Source organism: Acinetobacter sp. A2 (genome assembly GCF_012371325.1).
Lineage (GTDB): Bacteria > Pseudomonadota > Gammaproteobacteria > Pseudomonadales > Moraxellaceae > Acinetobacter.
Genome location: NZ_JAAZQX010000002.1, coordinates 156,118 through 176,814, shown reverse-complemented (window position 1 = coordinate 176,814; position 20,697 = coordinate 156,118). Strand labels below are relative to the sequence as shown.

Genomic DNA, 20,697 nt, shown 5'->3' with positions numbered 1-20,697 from the left:
GCAAGATTAAACGACAATGAGATAAGTCGTTATACGCCTTACAAAACTGTAAAGCGTATATTGCAAGAACGGACTGATCGCTATAAGTCGGAACTGACCGACTCAGGCTCTAGTTACACGTTTGGCAACAAGACATTAACAGAGTGCGAATTAGTCCTTGACTATGTTTGACTACATTTTAAGGAACAGTGAGATCACGTGTGACTAAAAATTATGGCTGTGAGAAATACACGACATAGCCGCAAAAAGGACAGCAGAACAGATGAATTGGCTATTGGTGGCAATTGGCGGTGCATTGGGGGCAAGTTTACGTTATGCCGCAAGCCTGTATTTATTTAAATCGGCACAGCATTTTCCATGGGCAACGTGGTCGGTCAATCTGTTTGGCTGCTTTTTGGCGGGTGTATTTTTTGCATTGAGTCAGAAATATCCTGTGTTGCAGCAGGAAGCCCGCTTATTGCTGATGGTTGGAATTTTAGGTGGTTTTACCACATTTTCTAGTTTTGGGTTGGAAACTTGGCAATTGTTGCGACAGGGACAGCACGGTTTGGCTTTTGGCTATGCCATGTCGAGCGTGGTTTTGGGCGTAATTTTTCTGGCTGTAGGTTTTTATAGTATTCAACAAGTTTTAAAACATTAACTGCCTATATTTGCTTTTCAGATAAAAAGAAGCCCAAGCTGGAGGAGAGTGCCTGGGCTTTGAAGATAGAGAACTGCTCAGCTTGGCGCTAAGCAATTGGGCTATGATTAAACTATAAAATAGAAAACTTAACTGAATATGAAGTTATTGTGAGCGTTTGAAACGTGCAAAACGTTTATTGAAACTCGCCACACGACCTTCGTTACTGGTTTGACGTTGCTCACCTGTATAGAACGGATGTGAAGCACTAGAAATATCCAAAGTCACATAAGGATAAACTTTGCCTTCATACTCTTTAGTTTGACTGCTTTGCAGGGTACTACCAATAACAAAGTAGGCATTGGCATTGGTGTCGTGGAATAAAACTTCACGATATTCAGGATGGATATCTGGACGCATAGGATTTCTCCGAACAAAAAGGTGAGATGATAAATTTATTTAAAGAAATGTTATAACATAACGTTAATCTTGGCAAATAAAACCCATCTCTGGGCTTTATTTTTAACATCACCTTGTTCAGTGAAACGCTGAGTTTAATCTCGTGATGGAACCAACTCTTCAAAAATATCATTTAAATTGTCATGCACTTTTAAATGAATCAGATTCCAATAATGTCCAGATACGGTACGATTCACCATGAGGGTATCGGGCGAAGGTTTGAATACATCCCAGTATTTCAGCGAACTTTTGACCAGTTCAACCCCATCATGGTGGGCAGAGTTTTCTGCAAAGTCATAATGTGTGGTCAGTGGGCGCATCAACACTTCTAGCCACTGATGATATAAATCTTCAGGGAATTTACCTCGCGCAGAAATTGCCTGCAACGCATCTAAATGCTGTTCAATTTCGGCAATATCTTGTGCACGTGCGGCATGAATCAGTTGTCTAAAATGATGTACTACATCGCTCGACAGAGTTTTTACACCGCCATAGTCGTAAATAATGACCGAACCGTCTTCACGGAAGGCAAAATTGCCCGGATGTGGGTCGCAATGGAAGCGTTTTAAATAAAAGATTTCTTGGCCCATGGCACGCAGTAAGCGTCGCCCCAAAGTGTTACGGGTGCGCTGTGACCATGTACTGGCGGTTTCAATACTTTCGCCCTGTTCCAGACTTAAGGTTAAAATGTGCCGTGAAGAATAGTCTTTAAAAACCTGTGGAATAATAATTTTATCATCCAAAGCCGCGTGAAATGTACGTGCTACTTCTAGGTTTTGTGCTTCGATTTGATAATTCAGTTCATTGTCTAAACTTTCCTGAATTTCTTGAAACAGACGGTCTTGCAATTTACGGTCTATTTTTAACACGCCCATTAAGCGCAAGGCTAAACGGACTTGTTTCAGGTCGCTTTCACAGGCTTCATCCACCCCTGGGTATTGCACTTTAACCACTACTTGTTCGCCATTCGGCAAAATGGCTTTATGCACTTGTCCAATCGAAGCGGCTGCAAATGGCGTTTCATCAAAGTGTTTAAAAATTTTATCGAGCGGTTTACCGAGTTCTTTTTCAACTTGTGCTTTAATTTCGGCAAAAGGCATAGCAGGCGCTTGGCGTTGTAACTTACTGATAGCTTTAGCGACTTCAGGCGGGAAAATGTCTTTGTATTGCGAGGCAATTTGCCCAACTTTCATGACTGCGCCTTTCATTTCACCTAAAGTATTGGCAATTTGGACGCCAATATCTTGAAACAATTGGCTGCGTGCCGCATTTTTTTGTTGTTCATCTGCGGTCAAGTTTTTAATTGAATTCGATACGGTTTTAGTTGCAATACTTGCGGTCATGCCCGCCAGTTTCATAAAGCGACGACCGGGTGTACGCGCCGTTTTTGCCATGCGATGTTCCTCAAGATCATCTTTACTGTATTTTGATCATAAGTGTTCGTGAGCAAAATGCCTACTTTTAATTGTTAATGCATTTATTTGGATGACAACCCCAACATGCCAAAAGGTATTTCGGTATGTTGGAGTATGTTTAAGGGCTGTGTTTATTGGGCAAACTGGCGTTCCAGTCGCTGATTATTAAAATATAAACGGGTTAAGAGTAACACGCAGGCAATACTTAAACCGACAATCAACCCGACCCACACGCCTGCAGCACCCATGCTGCTGTAACGGGTTAAATACACGCCAATTGGGAAGGCGATGACCCAATAGGCAAGCATGGTAATCCACATTGGGCCTTGCGTATCTTGCATGCCACGTAAGCAACCTGCCGCACTGATTTGCCAAGCATCCATGAGTTGATAAGCAATGGCAAACAACAATAAATATAAAGTGACTTGTGCCACTTGCGGGTCATTGCTGTAAATAGAAATAATTTCAGGTCGGAAAAACCACATCAGTGCCATGGTAGAAAACGCAAACAGGGTAGCGGTGGCAAAACCTAATACCTGTACTTTACGCATGGCATGAATGTTCTGTTCGCCATAATAGGTGCCAATGCGAATGGTCAGAGCAATTGCCAACGACATGGGAATCATAAACAGTTGTGAGGTCACGGACATGGCAATTTGATGTGCAGCCAATGTCGTTTCACCCAAAGGGCTAATAACGATGGCGGCGGTACTGAAAATACTGACTTCAAAGAAAATTGCCAGACCAATTGGCATGCCAAGCAGCAAAATGCGCTTGATCCAGACCGCATCAAGCGCTTCCCATTGACTAAAAACCTGAGTGCTTTGATAGGCGCTGCTTTTAAAAATATACAGGGCTAAGCTAAAGAACATGAGCCATTGTAAAATTGCGGTGGCAAAACCACAGCCTGCACTGCCTAATTCAGGCAATGGCCCCCATCCATACATAAACATAAAGTTGAGAGGCACCAACAAGACCAAAGCCAGCAAACTAATGACCGTGACGGGACGTGGATAGCCCAATGCTTCAGAATAACCGCGCAAGGCGGCATACATGGTTACGGCAGGCATACCAAAGCCAATGGCATGTAAGAATAAGCCTGCTTTGGGTTGTAAACTTTCAGGCACACCAAACACAGGCAGCAGAGCAGGCATGAACTGTAAAATCAGGCCTGCAATCACGCCTAAAATAAAGGCAATCCATAAGGACTGGCGGGCAATGGTGGCAATTTTTTCAGGGGTTCGTGCCCCTTTGGCTTCTGCCACCAAAGGTGTGGTGGCAATCATAATGCCACTAAACAGCAGCATGATGGGCATCCATAACCCGACCCCCACCGCAATAGCGGCCAAGTCGGTAGCAGACATGTGGCCTGCCATAATGGTATCAATCAGCCCTAGACCTGCTTGGGCAAACTGGGTGACCAAAATTGGAATCATGAGCTGAAACAGTTGTTTTAACTCAAAACGGGTACTGGTCACAGAATTCATTTTTGACACAAAAAATCTCAATACATGAGGTGCTTAGCGTTTTGGTTATGAGCGTTGTAAAGTGAGAAGCACACCAATAAAAATCACCACGCTACCTAAAATACGTTGCCAGTTAATGCTGACTTTTTCCGTACCCAAGAACCCAAAATGATCAATTAGCATAGATGCGAGCATTTGCCCAAAAATAATCACCCCTGATAAGGTGAGCAAACTTAATTTTGGCGCACTATAAATACTGATGCTAATTGCATAAACCCCTAAACATCCACCCATCCATAAATACCATGGAATGTGTTGTAAGGTGCTGAAGCTAGGTTTTTCGACTTGTTGGAAAAAAACCAAAATGGCTAAAACTATTGTACCAACCAAAAAAGAGAAAAGGGCAGCTTGTAGCGGAGAATATAAATATTCCCGCAATTGGCTGTTAATTGCGGTCTGGAAAGCCATGGCAATCCCAATGCCCATGGCGAGCGGCAAAAGTAAGAATAGTTGACTGGAAAACTTCATCATTTTATCGCTTTTTCTTATTGGTGATTTTCTAGTCTAAAGCAAATTATAGGGAATACAGCGGTGTCCTGCTGTAGTCATGTTAAAATCTGTATCACTGTTCTGATTTTGCACTGAGCCTTGCTTTGAAGTCCTTAATACCTACAGATATTCCTTTGTCTTTATACATTCACATGCCGTGGTGTGTGCGTAAGTGCCCCTATTGTGATTTTAACTCGCATGCTGTGCCTGACGGTAAGCTGAGTCTAGATTTGGAGCAGGAATATCTACAGGCTTTGCTGGAAGATTTTAAAACCCAAACACAGTTTGCACAGGCGCGAAAAATTCATAGTGTCTTTATTGGTGGTGGCACGCCTTCACTGATTTCTGCGCAGGGTTATCAATGGTTATTTACACAATTGCAAGCGCTGATCGCCTTTGAAGATGGCTGTGAAATTACTTTAGAAGCCAACCCCGGTACAGTTGAGCATGATCCTTTTGCAGATTATTTAGCTGCAGGAATTAACCGCCTGTCGATAGGCGTGCAAAGTTTTAATACAGCACATTTACAAAAACTAGGGCGTATTCACTCCAATGATGATGCAATTTCTGCGATTGCATTGGCACGTGAAGCAGGTTTTCAGCGTATCAATGTAGATTTAATGCATGGCTTGCCTGAGCAAACAATAGAACAGGCGCTGCAGGATTTAAAACTGGCGGTGGAACACGGTGCAACACATATTTCATGGTATCAATTGACCATTGAGCCGAATACGGTATTTTTCCGCACGCAGCCGATTTTACCTGTAGATGATGTATTGGAAGAGATTCAGGCACAGGGTGAAGCTTATTTAACTGCGCAAGGTTTTGTGAATTATGAAGTCTCGGCATGGCGTAAAGAGCTGCCGTCTGCACATAATTTAAATTATTGGCAATTTGGCGATTATTTAGCGATTGGGGCTGGGGCACATGGCAAAGTGACTTTGCCTGATGGGGTGTATCGTTTCCAGAAAACCCGGTTGCCAAAAGATTATTTAGCCAAAGTGCCTGCAGAGCATTTGCAGTTTAAAGCGATTAGCGCAGAAGAGTTGCCATTTGAGTTTATGATGAATGCGCTGCGCCTGAATGATGGGGTAGATGCAAAACTGTATGCTGCTCGTACAGGTTTAAATTTAGCCGATATGCAGGATATTTTAGGCACTTTGCGTCAGCGTCAATTATTGCAGAATGATCCAAACCGACTGGCATGTACCGAGCAAGGGCATGTGTTTTTAAACTCGGTATTGGAAGCGTTTCTTTGATGCGTGGCTGAAAAAGATTCAGATCTGAGATATTGTGATGTAAATAAAAAAAAGAGCGCATAGTGCGCTCTTTTTATTTACTTCTACTCAGAAAATTTTAGTAATCAAAACTAAAATGTTCTGGAGCTAAAGCGGTCATAGTTTTAGATGGATTCACCATTGCTTCTGCATGACCTTGGGTACGTGGCAATAAACGCTCAAAGTAGAAATCGGCAACTTTGATTTTGGCTTTATAGAATTCAGGTGTTTCCTGACCGTTGCCTTCTGCTAATTTAGTTGAAGCGACAGCCGCTTGTTGTGCCCAGAAATAAGCCATCATCACATAACCAGAGAACATCAAGAAATCAACTGAAGCGCTAGAAACGATGTCACGGTCTTTACGTGCTGCCAACATAATACGCACAGTTAATGCATTCCATTGTGCACATAGCTTAGTCAAGTCCCATGCAAAACGACGCATGTATTTATTACGTGCGTGTTGACCACAGAATTTTAAAATTTCAGCTGTGTAGTCACGAATCACTTTGCCTTTAGAGCTTAATAAGACTTTACGACCAATCAAATCGAGTGCCTGAACACCAGTGGTACCTTCGTAAAGTGTTGAAATACGTGAGTCACGTACAATTTGCTCCATGCCCCATTCTTTAATATAGCCATGACCGCCATAGACTTGCATGCCGTGGTTGGCTGCTTCATAACCCATTTCAGTCAAGAAGCCTTTTAAGATAGGAGTGTAGAAACCTAAATGGTCATCATGTGCTTCAAAGGCAGCGGTATCGCCACGCATTAAGGCATCATTCATTTTGTCTGCCAATTGTGCAGCATGATAAATCATGGCACGACCGCCTTCAGCTACTGCTTTTTGAGTCAACAGCATACGACGTACATCGGCATGGTGAATAATTGCATCAGCTGCTTTTTCAGGGTCTTTTTTACCTGAAAGTGCACGCATAGACATACGTTCTTTGGCATACGGTAAAGCACCTTGGAAAGCCAATTCTGCATGGCAAATCCCTTGGATTGCTGTACCAATACGCGCGGTATTCATAAAGGTAAACATGGCATGTAAGCCTTTATTTGGTTCACCAATCAAATAACCCACCGCATTGTCAAAGTTTAAGACCGCAGTTGCAGAAGCACGGATCCCCATTTTGTGCTCAATAGAGCCACAAGTTACAGGGTTTCGTTCACCCACAGCGCCTTCTGCAGTCGGCAAGAACTTCGGTACGATAAATAACGAAATACCTTTCGTACCCGCAGGTGCATCTGGAAGACGTGCTAAAACAATGTGAATAATGTTTTCAGTCAGGTCGTGTTCACCTGCAGAAATAAAGATTTTGGTGCCTGAAATAGCATAGGTGCCATCGGCTTGAGGTTCAGCTTTAGTTTTGACCTGACCCAAGTCAGTACCACATTGTGGTTCAGTTAAACACATCGTGCCCGACCATGTGCCCGCTACCAAGTGCGGTAAATAAGTGTCTTTTTGCTCTTCAGTACCAAATTGCATAATAGTGTTGATACAGCCCACACTTAAACCTGGGTACATTTGGAATGACCAGTTGGCAGTACCCATCATTTCAGATTTGATGAGGTTAAGTGACATAGGCAGGTTTTGACCGCCGTACTGTTCAGGGTAAGACAGACCTTGCCAACCACCTTGAACAAATTGGTCATAGGCTTCTTTAAAGCCTTTAGGTGTAGTTACATCGCCATTTTCAAAATGACAGCCTTCTTCATCGCCAGATTGATTGAGTGGAGAAAGTACATTTTCACAGAAATCTGCTGCACCTTCTAAAATCATATCGACTGTATCTGCGTCTGCAAGTTCACCGTTAGAAAGATTTTTGTAATGGGTCGGGTAATCAAGCACTTCGTTCATTAAGAAACGAATATCGTGTAATGGGGCTTTATATGCTGGCATAGTCTTAATCCTAATTTAGAAATAGTTTTGGATTATCTGTATCGATATGTTGATTATTCACACTCATGGTCAAAATACATTGATAAGAATAGCGAATAAAAATGTCAGAAATGCGAATTATGAAAATTTTTCAACCTAAAAATATGAATAGAACACTATGTTAGAATGTATCATAATCTGTGCGTTTGAATAGACCAATCTATAATGAATATAAGGTGTTTACCAATGAAGGTACAATTAAAATATTTATCTTTATGTCTTTTTAGTTTAGCGGCAACAGGTTGTTCGCAGCATGTCATAAAGACCAATTCCAATCAGGCGGTGACCTTAGAACAAAAAGCTGTGACTGGCTTAAATGCCATTTTTGAAACGCCAAGTTATGACTTTCAAGGTCAATTGCGCGTGCAAGCCAAACAACAGGATAGCCCCTCTAAAACAGTGACTACACAGCCTGCTGAATTAGACCCAGCGCTCAAAAAGCAGGTAGATCAACATTTAAAACAGCAAAAAATTCGTTTAAGTACCCAAGAAAAGCAAAATTTATATGCGGCTATGGCAAAGGAGCAGCGCAGCGCATCTGATGTTTTGGGTGTTGCAGGAAAATCTAATCCCTTTGATTTTATGTTAAATGTGCTGAACGATACACAGTTTGACTATGACGGATCGGTACATTATCGCCAAAAAATAGCAGCCTTAAATGTGGCAGCCCGTTATGAAAAACCGACGCTGTTGGTACAAATGAAAGTACCGATGGTGATTGATTTTAATGAGTACAAGTTTTATACCAATTATTTTTCATTGCTGCCGTATCTGGTCAATAAAGACAGCCAAAATGACTTTGCCTATGTCGACTTTTCTAAATATAAGTCAGACATTGAACGGGTGAAGGTAAAGGAATTTGCAGCGTATTTAAAAGCATTAAACGCAGTGCCTTATGTTTTGGCAGGTTCCCAACAAATTCAAAAAGTGAATTTAACTACGGCAGAGCGCCAACAGAAATTCAGTGAAAAAATCCGCTATAGCAGCAGCTTAGAAGACATGATGCTGCAGTTGTCGATGTTTGATCATGTCAATGCGCCGTATTTACAGCAGACCGTGTTAGGGCAGGCAGCAGCAACAGAAGATGCTACGGAGCAAGTGGCAGCTAATGCATCGTCTGAGCATGCTCAAGATGCACCTGCCAAAGAGTTGAGTCCTGAAGAATATTTAAAACAAAATGAAACGGCTGAAGATTATGGCATGAGCCAAGAAGGCTTCGTAGCGTATCAAGCAGCGGTCGCCTTGCGTAATTTGGTCAGCCAGAAGTTTTATGAGACTGAATCAAATCAGGAAGATGAGGCTGCTGATTCAACAGTGGTGACAGAAGCAGCATCCTCAGAGGCTTATGATGCAGCAACTCAGGCAGCCAAAGAGGCGATAAATGCAGCTGCATTAGAAGAAAACATATTAAGTGAGCAAGATTGTGAGCATCTTATTGAAACAGCCAAAACAGCCAAAGTGGGTGATTTGACCTATTGTGCGTATGCTTATGAATTAAAAGCCTTTACCGAAAGCCGTGCTGCACAGGCAGAATCGGTATTTGAGGCGCATTTTAATACCCCGCAAGAAAAACTGGCTGAACTTTTTAAACCCTACCGTTCTGAACAATTGGTTGATGCAGCAGCTTTTGCAGCGTTGTGGCAAAAACATCAGGCTGAAATTCAGCAGATTATGAACACGACTGATGCACGTAAAAAAACACCCATTCAAATTGATGTGGCTTTAGATGATCAGGGGCGTGCCGCAAAAGTGGATTATGCCCTGCAATTTGAGCGTGAAAATTATGGCACTATTCATGTGCGTAATGATGTGCAGATTTCCAATTATGGAAATGCTAATAAGATAGACCGTGCAGCATTGCGTCAGGCAAAGTCTATTCAAGAAGTCAGTAAAGATTCTATTTTAGAAAAATGGGTGAAAAATTTAGGTCGTAGTCTGGAACAGGATACGGCAGCCAGTGAGCAGGCAGCCATCACAGCTACACTCAGTTATACCGATGAATTAAAGCAATTGGCTGAAAAGACCTATCAACAAAAAGGTTCATTTAGTGAAACTTATCAGACTTTATTTTTAGTGCACATGGCAGCAGAGCAGCGTGAGTGGGTGAAAAACTTAAGTCCGCAAACTTTGCAGGAAATGGCAGAAGTCTATGCCTATTGGTTTAGTGACGAGCGCTACTATGACCCGCAAGGTGCAGCACTCAAACGGATTGAAGCCCTGCAAGCTAAGCATCATTTGCAGGAAGATGTACAATTTAATAACGCCATTGGTCGTCATCTTAATAATTTGACTGAAGATGCCGTCGATGAAAATAAAGTAGCATTGGAATGGCGTAAGCTCAAACAACAATATAAACAGCCACAACAGATGTTTGCGCAGCAATATCAAAAGTTGTATCAAGCTGCCTATACTTGGGATACGCCGGATCTCGCCAATTTAAAGAAAACGGCACAGATTTTAGGTCAAACTTATATTGATCATCAAAAAGGTAAAATGAGTCAGCGTTCAATTCAGCCTCTGAGCTTAGAACAGGCTGAAATGATTGATTATGAAATTTATATGGATGCATATGAAGATATGCAGAAATATGTGAAATAAACCGAGCATAAAAAATGGGCAGTCATGGTTAAACAAGATTGTCCAGTTCAAAAAATAGCCCTTTTGCTGATGCTAACGGGCTATTTTCTTGAATGATGATTTAGAGGAAATCTTTTAACTCAGGTTTCACCCCATTCCAAATGTAAAAAGATTCAATGGCTTGACCAACCAACATACCAAAACCTTCCGAAGTGGGTACGCCACGGGCTTTGGCTTGTTCTAAAAAGCTAGATGCTTTGCCGTATGCCATTTCATAGGCAGAGTTAAATTTCAAACTTTCAGGCAGTACCAAGGCATCCCCAGTTAAACTGGCAGAGGTTGCATTAATGGCCAAATCAAATTGACCTGTTAAATCGGTTAGCGCCATGGCCTGTAGTTCGGCTTGTGGTACAGCGGCTTGTAAGTCGGCAACCAGTTGTTCTGCACGAGCAAGGGTACGGTTAGCAATCACGATTTTCTTCGCACCTGCTTGAACCAATGGATAGATGACGCCACGTGTTGCACCACCTGCACCAATAATCAGAATGTCGCTTTGTTTTAAGTTCCAGCCCAATGCGGTAATGGCATCGACTAAGCCTTGTCCATCGGTATTGTCGCCATGTAGAACACCATCTTGCATCCATAGGGTGTTGACAGCTTTGGCAATTTTGGCACGCTCGGTCAATACGCCACATTCAGCAAAGGCTTGTTCTTTAAATGGCACGGTCACATTCATACCGACACCACCTTGCGCAAAAAAGTCCTGCACGCTGTCACGAAAACCATCCAGTGGGGCAAGGCGTTTGCTGTATTGCAGTTGAATGCCGGTTTTGTCTGCAAAAGCATGATGCAGTTCAGGAGAGCGAGATTGTTCAATTGGGTTGCCAATCACGGCAAATTGTTTGCGCATGTGCCAAAATCCAGATACTGAAATGCAGACCAATATACGTGAAATTGGGCGTGGACTGAAGCGTTGCACAGAATAAAAACCTGTGGCTATCACTGCTGTGAAAGCGCTAAAATTTTAGCTGGAAGATAAACGCGTGGAAGGGTTAAGGATTACAAATGGCGAGCACTGTTTCCAAAACTAAAATTGCTGCAGTCACAAACATGGCAATGCCTGCCAAAATACTGCTGCTAATGGCCAAACCATCTGATAGATGACTTTCAAAGATAAAAGTCATGCAAATTGAGCCAACTAAAATGGCAAAGGTAGACCAAAATAAAATAATTTTGGGTTTGGTGAATGTGTGCAGCATGGATATCTCCTGACAGATGTGGCGCAGTTTGTCATGTTGCTTTGACAGTTTGATGAATAAGCTTGCGATGCAGTCTGTTTGAATGATGAATTTTTTTATTCATGTCTGGTTGCATCGTAGAGTCGCGTGCGCAGTCACATCGTCTATTAAAGTCCATCCGCAACATCATGACAGTTAATTGATGCTGTGCATATTTATTGATTTGAAAATAAGCGATAAAGTTTGTAAGCAAAAAAGCGATTCGTGGAGGAATCGCTTTTTTAGAAGTTGAATGTGATCTTTTCTACAGTGAGCTGGCTTCGAGATTTAACCAGTCGCGAGGTTTTAAATAGTAGTCAGTGAGTTTTTTCTCTGCTGAATCTTCCGCCCATTCAGGACGATACGACCAGCCTGCCAAGTTCGGTAAACTCACTAAAATTGACTCAATCCGTCCACCTGTTTGTAAACCAAATAAGGTGCCACGGTCATAGACTAGATTGTATTCAACATAACGCCCGCGACGGTAAAGCTGAAACTCGCGTTGTGCTTCAGTATAGGCTTTGTCACGGTTACGTTTAAAAATTGGCAGAATCGCTTCCAAATAACCATTGCCAACAGCCTGAATATAGTTAAAACAGGTTTCAAAGTCCCATTGATTCAAGTCATCAAAAAATAAGCCACCGACACCACGTTGTTCATCACGGTGCTTTAAATAAAAGTAGTCATCACACCATTTTTTATGTTCTGCGTAAACCTTTTCACCAAAAGGGGCACACAAATCATGTGCAGTTTGGTGCCATGCCAAAACATCTTCGTCATTTGGATAAAACGGTGTCAGGTCAAAACCACCACCGAACCACCAAATTGGCGGCTGTCCTTCGGGTTCAGCGACAAATAAACGCACATTGGCATGTGAAGTTGGCACATTCGGGTTTTTCGGGTGAATCACCAATGACACGCCCATCGCCTGCGCAGGTGCACCTGCAATATTCGGATGGCGTTCTGTTGCAGAGGCTGGTAGTTTGGAGATGTTGATGTGTGAGAACATCACCCCGCCTTTTTCAATCACCGTACCGTTTTGTAAGACACGGGAACGACCACCGCCACCTTCAGGACGTTGCCAGTCATCAATTTCAAACTGTGCGTTTCCGCCACCTGCTTGTTCTTGTTGTTCTAAAGCCGCACAAATTCGCGCCTGTAAATCGAGAAGAAATTCACGTACCCGCTGAATATCCGCGTGAGTAGGATGCGACATGGCCACCTCAGCATAAAAATAAAATGGCTTACATCAAAACATAAAAGCCTCTAAAAATTAAGCGCTTTGTCTGAATTGTCTTAGCAAACTATTCTGTGAATGAGGTAAATAGAGCATTTTATCCAGAGTATTCCGAGCAAAAGACTAGGTTGATTTCCACTTACAAGCTCAGCACAATAGTTTGCAGGCCAAAGCAAATTTTGCAGGGCGCTAATTCACTGGATGAGGCAGATGGGATGACACAGCAGGCAAATTCTTTAATTCAAAAATACAATGTGCCTGGACCACGCTATACCAGTTATCCAACCGTGCCATATTGGGATGACGAAACATTCTCTGCAGAGGCATGGCAGCAAACCCTGAAGCGTTCTTTTGATGAATCCAATGCCAGTGAAGGTATCAGTCTGTATATTCATCTGCCATTTTGTGAAAGTTTATGTACGTTTTGTGGCTGTCATAAGCGGGTTACCAAGAGGCATGAGGTTGAACAGCCTTATATCCAGGCGGTATTAAAAGAATGGGACTTGTATTGTCAGTTGCTGAAAGCTACACCAATTATTAAAGAAATTCATTTGGGCGGCGGTACACCGACTTTCTTTTCAGTGGAACACCTAACGCAGTTGATTCAGGGCATTTTGGCTAAAGCTGAAGTGGCTGATCAACATGAATTTAGTTTTGAAGGGCATCCCAATAACACCACTCGTGAGCATTTACAGGCTTTATATGATTTGGGTTTTCGTCGGGTTAGTTATGGTGTGCAAGACTACAATGAAAAAGTACAACGTGCTATTCATCGACTGCAGCCTTTTGAGCATGTGCAACGTGTGACCGAGTGGGCGCGTGAAATTGGCTATGATTCTATTTCGCATGATCTAGTGTTTGGTTTGCCATTTCAGAATTTAGATGATGTGTTGAATACCATTGAACAGACCCATCGTTTAATGCCAGACCGCTTGGCATTTTATAGTTATGCACATGTGCCTTGGATTAAAGGTAATGGTCAACGTGGTTTTAAAGATGAAGATGTGCCTAAAGATGAATTAAAACGTCAGTGCTATGAAGAAGGCAAAAATCGACTCTTGGCACATGGTTACCATGAAATTGGCATGGATCACTTTGCTTTAGCCAGTGATGGTATGTACCAGTCATTTAAAAATGGCAGTTTGCATCGTAACTTTATGGGGTATACCGCATCTAAAACACAGGTCATGATTGGTTTAGGTGTTTCATCAATCAGCGACAGTTGGTATAGCTTTGCCCAAAATGAAAAAAGTATTGAAGATTATTACGCACGTTTAGAACGCAACGAGATTCCTGTGTTTAAAGGGCATGTGTTGAATCGGGAAGATTTGGTGATTCGTCAGCACATTTTGAATTTAATGTGCAGCTTTGAAACCTCTTGGGCTAATCCCGAACTGAACTTTGCAGAAATTGAGCAGGTATTGCAGCAATTGCAAGAAATGCAAGAAGATGAATTGCTGTCGATTCAAGATCAGCACATTCAAATTTTGGAAAAAGGCAAACCCTTTGTGCGCAATATTTGTATGGCCTTTGATTTGCGCTTAAAACGCCGTATGCCAAATAACCGTATTTTTTCGATGACGATTTAAGTAAATCAGTTCTAAATTGCGGCATCCCTAATTAAAAAAGGTGACTTAGAAGTCACCTTTATCATACATGTGCGCCATACGCTCATGCTTGGTTTGCAAATACTCCTCATTGAATGGATTCAAACCCACAGTGAGTGGTACGCGGTCTACTACAGTAATTCCTTGTTCTTGCAATGCTTGAATTTTCAACGGGTTGTTGGTAATTAGGCGTACAGCCTTGACCTGCAAATGATCTAGCATAATGCTGCACATGTCATAGCGACGTGCATCGGCAGGTAAATTCAGCATCAAATTGGCATCGACGGTGTCATGTCCTTGATCTTGCAGGGCATAAGCACGAATTTTATTGGTCAAGCCAATGCCGCGGCCTTCTTGGCGTAAATATAAAATCACCCCTTGTCCTGCATCATTAATCAGGCGCTGAGTAGCTTGTAACTGCGGGCCACAATCGCACTTCAAAGACGCGAAAGCATCGCCAGTTAAACATTCTGAGTGGATGCGTACTAAAACAGGTTCGCTAGGTGCGGTGTCTAAACCTTTGGATAATGCCACATGTTCTTCGCCAGTTTCAGGATCTTGAAATACCGTAATCTTGAACTCACCAAATGCAGTCGGTAATCGTGAGGTTGCGACAAACTTAATCGGCACTGTTTAACTCGTGAATAGTCGATAAATTGTTTAAAGTATAGCGTAATGCTCAGACATTAGTAGAATAGCAAACACGAATTTATACAGAAGATTTTCTTTTTTGTATAAAGCACACGATAATGGTTGATAAATAGTTAGATTATTCAGGATAATCTACGCACCCAACGTGTGCCCAACTGAAATCATTGCTCAAAACTACACCGCTAGAAATGTGGCTGATTGAAGGTGATACCATTCGGTTATATGATCGAGTAATTCCCATTGACCTAGCTTAGGATTTGCCAGGCTTTAGAAGGCTTTGCCACATATGCTGTATACAGAAATTCCAACTCAACGCCCTGTAACACCATTGCTCGATGCGATTGATCATCCGCAGCAATTACGTTTACTCGCGCAAAGCCAGCTTCCACAAGTGGCGGATGAGTTACGTCAATTCATTTTGTATGCCGCAGGTCAAAGTGGAGGACACTTTGGCGCAAACTTAGGCGTGATCGAACTGACCGTTGCGCTGCATTATTGTTTTAATACCCCAAAAGACCGCTTGATTTGGGATGTCGGTCATCAGGCTTATCCGCATAAAGCACTGACAGGACGCCGTGAACAACTCACGACCATTCGCGCAAAAGATGGTTTGGCGGCATTTCCTGCACGTGAAGAATCTATATTCGATACCTTTGGTGTTGGTCACTCCTCAACAGCCATTTCTGCAGGTTTGGGGATGGCATTGGCACGTCGTTATCAGCAAAACCCATGTGAAGTGGTAGCAATTATTGGTGATGGCGCTATGACGGCAGGGATGGCCTTTGAAGCCATGAATGATGCAGTTGCGCATCAGGCTGATATGATGGTGGTGCTGAATGACAATGATATGTCTATTTCATGCAGCACAGGCGGCTTTGCCAAACACCTTGCTGCAATTTGGGAACGTGGTGAATCCGTTCATGTGAGTGAAACAGGTGAAGCCTACGTGCAGCCACATCCGAAGTGGACGTACAACTCACGTTTGCATTGTGCTGCTACCGAAGCTGCAGACAACTTATTTAAAGCCATCGGTTTTGATTATTTCGGCCCTTTCGATGGGCATGATGTTGAACAATTGGCGCAAGTTTTTAATGCCCTGAAAAAACGTAAAGGCCCACGTTTAATTCACGTTTACACAAAAAAAGGCAAAGGCTTTGTTCCGGCAGAAGCCGATCAAATTAAATATCACGCGATAACTAAAATCCATGCCAAAGCTGCGCCTGTTACAGCACCAAAATATTCCGATGTGTTTGGACAGTGGTTATGCGATCAGGCCGAACAGGATTCACGTTTATTGGCCATTACGCCAGCCATGTGTGAAGGTTCAGGCATGGTACAGTTTGCCAAACAATTTCCTGAACGTTTTTTTGATGTTGCCATTGCCGAACAGCATGCAGTGACTTTGGCTGCAGGCATGGCCTGTGAAGGCTTAAAGCCCGTGGTCGCAATTTATTCGACCTTCTTACAGCGTGGTTATGACCAACTCATTCATGATGTGGCCTTACAAAATTTAGATGTGACTTTTGGTATTGACCGTGCAGGTTTGGTTGGTGAAGATGGCCCAACGCATGCGGGGGCATACGATTATGCCTATATGCGTACTGTGCCAAATATCGTCATTATGGCGCCAAAAGACGAAAATGAATGTCGTCAGATGCTGCATACAGCCTATTTATACAACGGTCCTGCAGCAGTGCGTTACCCACGTGGTAATGGCCTAGGTGTTGAAATTCAGCAACAAATGACCGCAATTCCATTAGGGCAAGCGGAAATTGTGGCACAGTTCAATACTCAGTATGATGACTATGTTTCTGTTTTAGCCTTTGGTAGTCGTGTACAAGCGGCTGTTGAAGCAGCCGAAGCCTTTGCCAAACAGCATGAGGTCGCAGTTCGTGTGGTGAACATGCGTTTTGTGAAGCCGTTGGATGAAAAACTACTGTCGGATATTGCCGAAAGTACTGCTCTATTCGTGACCGTAGAAGAACATGCAATTATGGGTGGCGCAGGCAGCGCAGTAAGTGAATACTTGGCGAAAGCACAGATTGTCAGGCCGATTATTCATTTAGGTTTAGAAGACAGCTTTATGCAACAAGCAACACATGCTCAAATGTTGCAGCAAGCAGGTCTAGATGCCCAAGGCATTGAAAAATCGATGCAAAAAACTTGGCAGCACGTGCAGCAGTCTGTACTGAATTAAATTTAGCAACACTTCTTCCCCAAAAGCCTCAATATTTGTTAAAATGTTGGGGCTTTCATGCATTATTCTTTATCAATCTCTTCAAATTTGTAGTGGGTGTTCAATGGAACCTATGGTGGTGATGGCTGCGCGTGCGGCTCAAACAGTTGGTCAAGAGCTTTTAAAAGCGCATCAGAATCGTCATAAACTCGATCTACAAGTCGAAGAAAAAGGGATTGATGGTCCTGTAACGCGTGTAGACCGTTACCTCGAGCAATTGACCATTGATACTTTGCGTAAAAGTTATAAAAATCACAGCTTCCTGGGCGAAGAGTTTGGCATGCAGGAAGGCAAAGGCCATGATGCCGATTGGTGCTGGGTAATTGATCCTTTAGATGGCACTTTAAACTTCGTTCACGGTTTCCCTCATTTCTGTATTTCTATTGCGGTACAACACAAAGGTGTAACGCAGCACGGTGTAATTTACGACCCTGTAAAAGATGAATTGTTCTCTGCGAGCCGTGGCCGTGGTGCGATGATGAATCAGCGTCGTATTCGTGTAAATGTAAAAGACAGCCTAGAAAACACTTTCTTAGCCGTTGGGCATGCTTATCGTGCCAAGCGTGATGGTGAAATCATCTCTTATGCCAAAAACCATTTTGAAAGTTTATTGAATGTAACCGAAGCTGGTGCGCAATACCGCCGTGCAGGTTCTGCCGCTTTAGACTTGGCTTATGTGGCTGCAGGCCGTTTAGATGGTTATTTTGAACTTGGCTTAAAACCGTGGGATATTGCTGCTGGTGAGCTGATTGTGAAAGAAGCGGGCGGTACAGTGGTCGATGCGCGTGGTGGTAGCGACTCTATGGAAAATGGTCAAGTTTTGGCATGTTCAATGAAAATGTTAAAACCACTTATGAAAGCCGTTGTACCTGCTTGGGGTGAAGCGGCTAAATAATCAGATCACACGATCTACGCCGTCGTAAAAATGAGTAAAGCTCTCTATCTTGAGGGCTTTTCTTTTATCAACTGGTCTAAAATAGCTAATTTAAGATCTATTTTGATTGTGGGTATACTCGCTAAAAAGCAGGATATATCAAGGTTTACACAAAAAAATGCAAAAGTAGATTAAATAAGGTGACTTTTAAAATAATCCTGCTATAATCCGCCCACGCACTTAATTTCTGTTCATTACCTGAACATTTCTCTTCTAATCATTGTGTATGCGCGTGCGGTCCAAAGAGAGGACGATATCTCGCGCCCCAATCGCTAAAGCGATTCCTTCAGGTTAAGCCGTAATCATGCGTGCGTTATATCACATCGTCGTTACTCGGATCGCCGCTGAATCTTACATTGTCAGCGATAATTGCTGTACCGCTTTTTGCCGATGTCCATCTGACTTTATTTTAATGGAGCACCCATTTTCAGGGTGAAAATCTCTATGAGCAAAACTTTTGCTGATTTTTCTTTACACGAATCTTTACAACAAGCTTTAGAAGGCTTGAACTTTACTACGCCGACTCCTGTTCAAGAACAATCGATTCCAGCGGCACTTGAAGGTAAAGACTTATTGGTGTCTAGCCAAACAGGTTCTGGTAAAACTGCTGCGTTCTTACTCCCAACTTTAAACGCGCTTGCTAACCAAGATACTTTCGTTCCTTTTAAAGAACGCATGAAAGCCATTACTCAGCCATCTATTTTGGTACTTTGCCCAACACGTGAGTTGGCGCAACAAGTCAGCCAAGATGCGATTGCATTTGTACGTCATATGAAAGGTGTGCGTATTGCAGCAATCATGGGTGGTATGCCTTTTGGTAAGCAAATCCAACAATTAAAAGGTGCACAAGTGGTTGTAGCGACTCCAGGTCGTTTACTTGACTTGGTGAACCGTCGTCAAATTAAGCTCGATAAAGTTGATGCTTTAATTGTAGACGAAGCTGACCGTATGCTTGACCTAGGTTTCTCTGAAGACCTAGAAGCCATTAGCGACTTGGCTGCTAACCGTAAACAAACACTAATGTTCTCTGCTACTTTTGCAAGCCGTATTATCACGCTTGCAGAACGTATGATGAATGAACCTGTGCGTATTGCAATTGAAACAGGTCACTCAACCAACATGGACATCACCCAGACTTTACACTGGACAGATGGCTTTGAGCACAAGAAAAAATTATTGTCACACTGGTTGTCTGATGAAGGTGTAGACCAAGCGGTTGTATTCGCATCGACTCAAGAAGATACCGACATGTTGGCTGAAGAATTGGCTGAAGCAGGTCACTCTGTCGTTGCTCTACACGGTGCAATGCCACAGACTGTACGTAACCGTCGTTTACGTAGCATTCGTGAAGGTCGTGCAAAAATTTTGGTTGCAACTGACGTAGCAGCACGTGGTTTAGACGTACCAACGATTTCTCACGTGATCAACTTTGGTTTACCAATGAAAAATGAAGACTATGTACACCGTATTGGTCGTACAGGTCGTGCGGGTCGTACCGGTAATGCCATTACTTTGGCAACTTACCGTGAGCGTGGCAAAATCCGTGCTTTGGAAGATTTCTTGGATGCACGTTTAAGCGTTTCTGAAATTGAAGGCTTAGAGCCATCTCCACCACCAGCACGTTCTGGTCGTGACGGTGGTCGTGGTCGTCGTGATGGCGGTCGCGGTGGTCGTGGCGGTTTTGGTGGCGGTCGTCGTTTTGAAGGCGAAAGCAACTTTAAACGTCGTGAAGGTGGTGATGATCGTCCACGTCGTAGCTTCGATGACAAACCACGTGGTGAACGTCCTGCATTTGGTGAAGATCGCCCACGTCGCGAGTTCAACTCAGATCGTCCACGCCGTGAAGGTGGCTTTGGTGACCGTCCACAACGTTCATTTGAAGATCGTCCACGCCGCGAGTTCAACTCAGATCGTCCACGCCGTGAAGGTGGTTTCGGTGACCGTCCACAACGTTCATTTGAAGATCGCCCACGTCGTGAATTTAATTCAGACCGTCCACGTCGCGAAGGTGGTTTCAACGATAAACCACGTTTTGATGCGAATGATGACAACCGTGGCAACCGCGTAGACTATAAACCACGTCGCGAAGGTGGCTTTGGTGATCGTCCAAAACGTGATTTTGGTGATCGTCCTGCACGTCGTGAAGGTGGTTTTGGTGACCGTCAACCACGTTCTTTTGATGATCGTCCTAAGCGTTCATTTGGTGGCGAAGATCGTCCACGTCGTGAGTTCAATTCAGATCGTCCACGCCGCGAAGGTGGTTTTGATCGCCCACGTCGTAAATTTAACGACTAAGCGTTATCTGAAGCGTCAGCTTAAAGAAAACCGGTGTTGATCACCGGTTTTTTTATGTTAAAAAATGATTTTCCGTCTGAATAAAATGTATACTGTGTCATGTTTTTATTGTGTTGTGCGAATTATGAACATCGATGGCTTGCGAATGCTGATGCA

General features: G+C 43.1%; 16 protein-coding genes. 7 read left to right on the top strand and 9 right to left on the bottom strand.

What is annotated here, in order from left to right:
* The first annotated feature begins 262 nt into the window (after positions 1 to 262).
* On the top strand, positions 263 to 640 hold the full coding sequence (crcB, locus tag HHA43_RS01880) for a fluoride efflux transporter CrcB (RefSeq protein WP_104852609.1): 378 nt from the start codon (positions 263 to 265) through the stop codon (positions 638 to 640).
* A 144-nt stretch (positions 641 to 784) separates the two neighbouring features.
* On the opposite strand, the gene HHA43_RS01875 is transcribed toward crcB, so the two are convergent.
* The 4 genes from HHA43_RS01875 to HHA43_RS01860 all read right to left on the bottom strand — a co-directional run bounded on the left by HHA43_RS01875 (position 785) and on the right by HHA43_RS01860 (position 4,490).
* Positions 785 to 1,039, bottom strand: a complete 255-nt coding sequence (locus HHA43_RS01875; RefSeq protein WP_096901241.1) for a type B 50S ribosomal protein L31 — start codon at positions 1,037 to 1,039, stop codon at positions 785 to 787.
* Between the two features lie 134 nt (positions 1,040 to 1,173).
* Entirely contained in the window at positions 1,174 to 2,472 is a 1,299-nt protein-coding gene (locus HHA43_RS01870) for an ABC1 kinase family protein (protein ID WP_168419196.1), read from the bottom strand.
* 152 nt (positions 2,473 to 2,624) lie between these two features.
* The gene (locus HHA43_RS01865) at positions 2,625 to 3,980 is read right to left on the bottom strand and encodes an MATE family efflux transporter (RefSeq protein ID WP_171525589.1); all 1,356 of its coding nucleotides are present in this window, start codon (positions 3,978 to 3,980) and stop codon (positions 2,625 to 2,627) included.
* Positions 3,981 to 4,025: 45 nt separating this feature from the next.
* Entirely contained in the window at positions 4,026 to 4,490 is a 465-nt protein-coding gene (locus tag HHA43_RS01860; RefSeq protein ID WP_168541575.1) for a DMT family transporter, read from the bottom strand.
* Positions 4,491 to 4,612: 122 nt separating this feature from the next.
* Here HHA43_RS01860 and hemW point away from each other — a divergent pair, with 122 nt between their 5' ends.
* A complete protein-coding gene (gene hemW / locus HHA43_RS01855; RefSeq protein WP_171525690.1) occupies positions 4,613 to 5,767 on the top strand; it encodes a radical SAM family heme chaperone HemW in 1,155 nt (384 codons plus the stop codon).
* Positions 5,768 to 5,864: 97 nt separating this feature from the next.
* On the opposite strand, the gene HHA43_RS01850 is transcribed toward hemW, so the two are convergent.
* On the bottom strand, positions 5,865 to 7,688 hold the full coding sequence (locus tag HHA43_RS01850; protein WP_096901237.1) for an acyl-CoA dehydrogenase C-terminal domain-containing protein: 1,824 nt from the start codon (positions 7,686 to 7,688) through the stop codon (positions 5,865 to 5,867).
* Between the two features lie 225 nt (positions 7,689 to 7,913).
* Between HHA43_RS01850 and HHA43_RS01845 the strand changes: the two genes are divergently transcribed.
* A complete protein-coding gene (locus tag HHA43_RS01845) occupies positions 7,914 to 10,325 on the top strand; it encodes a hypothetical protein (RefSeq protein ID WP_168541573.1) in 2,412 nt (803 codons plus the stop codon).
* A 100-nt stretch (positions 10,326 to 10,425) separates the two neighbouring features.
* Here the strand turns inward: HHA43_RS01845 and aroE are convergent, their stop codons facing one another.
* The 3 genes from aroE to hemF all read right to left on the bottom strand — a co-directional run bounded on the left by aroE (position 10,426) and on the right by hemF (position 12,797).
* Positions 10,426 to 11,214, bottom strand: a complete 789-nt coding sequence (aroE, locus tag HHA43_RS01840) for a shikimate dehydrogenase (RefSeq protein WP_168541571.1) — start codon at positions 11,212 to 11,214, stop codon at positions 10,426 to 10,428.
* Positions 11,215 to 11,356: 142 nt separating this feature from the next.
* Positions 11,357 to 11,563 (bottom strand): hypothetical protein, encoded by a 207-nt coding sequence (locus HHA43_RS01835; RefSeq protein WP_096901234.1) that lies wholly within the window; start codon positions 11,561 to 11,563, stop codon positions 11,357 to 11,359.
* Between the two features lie 283 nt (positions 11,564 to 11,846).
* Positions 11,847 to 12,797 (bottom strand): oxygen-dependent coproporphyrinogen oxidase, encoded by a 951-nt coding sequence (gene hemF / locus HHA43_RS01830; RefSeq protein WP_168541569.1) that lies wholly within the window; start codon positions 12,795 to 12,797, stop codon positions 11,847 to 11,849.
* Between the two features lie 236 nt (positions 12,798 to 13,033).
* Between hemF and hemN the strand changes: the two genes are divergently transcribed.
* Entirely contained in the window at positions 13,034 to 14,407 is a 1,374-nt protein-coding gene (gene hemN, locus HHA43_RS01825; RefSeq protein ID WP_168541567.1) for an oxygen-independent coproporphyrinogen III oxidase, read from the top strand.
* A 45-nt stretch (positions 14,408 to 14,452) separates the two neighbouring features.
* Here hemN and ribA read toward each other — a convergent pair whose 3' ends face one another.
* A complete protein-coding gene (ribA, locus tag HHA43_RS01820; protein ID WP_104852600.1) occupies positions 14,453 to 15,055 on the bottom strand; it encodes a GTP cyclohydrolase II in 603 nt (200 codons plus the stop codon).
* 307 nt (positions 15,056 to 15,362) lie between these two features.
* On the opposite strand from ribA, the gene dxs reads away from it, so the two are divergent.
* The 3 genes from dxs (at position 15,363) to HHA43_RS01805 (ending at position 20,541) form a co-directional block, all read left to right on the top strand.
* Positions 15,363 to 17,273 (top strand): 1-deoxy-D-xylulose-5-phosphate synthase, encoded by a 1,911-nt coding sequence (gene dxs / locus HHA43_RS01815; RefSeq protein ID WP_168419188.1) that lies wholly within the window; start codon positions 15,363 to 15,365, stop codon positions 17,271 to 17,273.
* A 103-nt stretch (positions 17,274 to 17,376) separates the two neighbouring features.
* Positions 17,377 to 18,207, top strand: a complete 831-nt coding sequence (locus HHA43_RS01810; RefSeq protein WP_168419187.1) for an inositol monophosphatase family protein — start codon at positions 17,377 to 17,379, stop codon at positions 18,205 to 18,207.
* Positions 18,208 to 18,690: 483 nt separating this feature from the next.
* Positions 18,691 to 20,541: a DEAD/DEAH box helicase gene (locus tag HHA43_RS01805; protein ID WP_168419186.1), complete on the top strand. Its 1,851-nt coding sequence runs from the start codon at positions 18,691 to 18,693 to the stop codon at positions 20,539 to 20,541.
* The last annotated feature ends 156 nt before the right edge of the window (positions 20,542 to 20,697 follow it).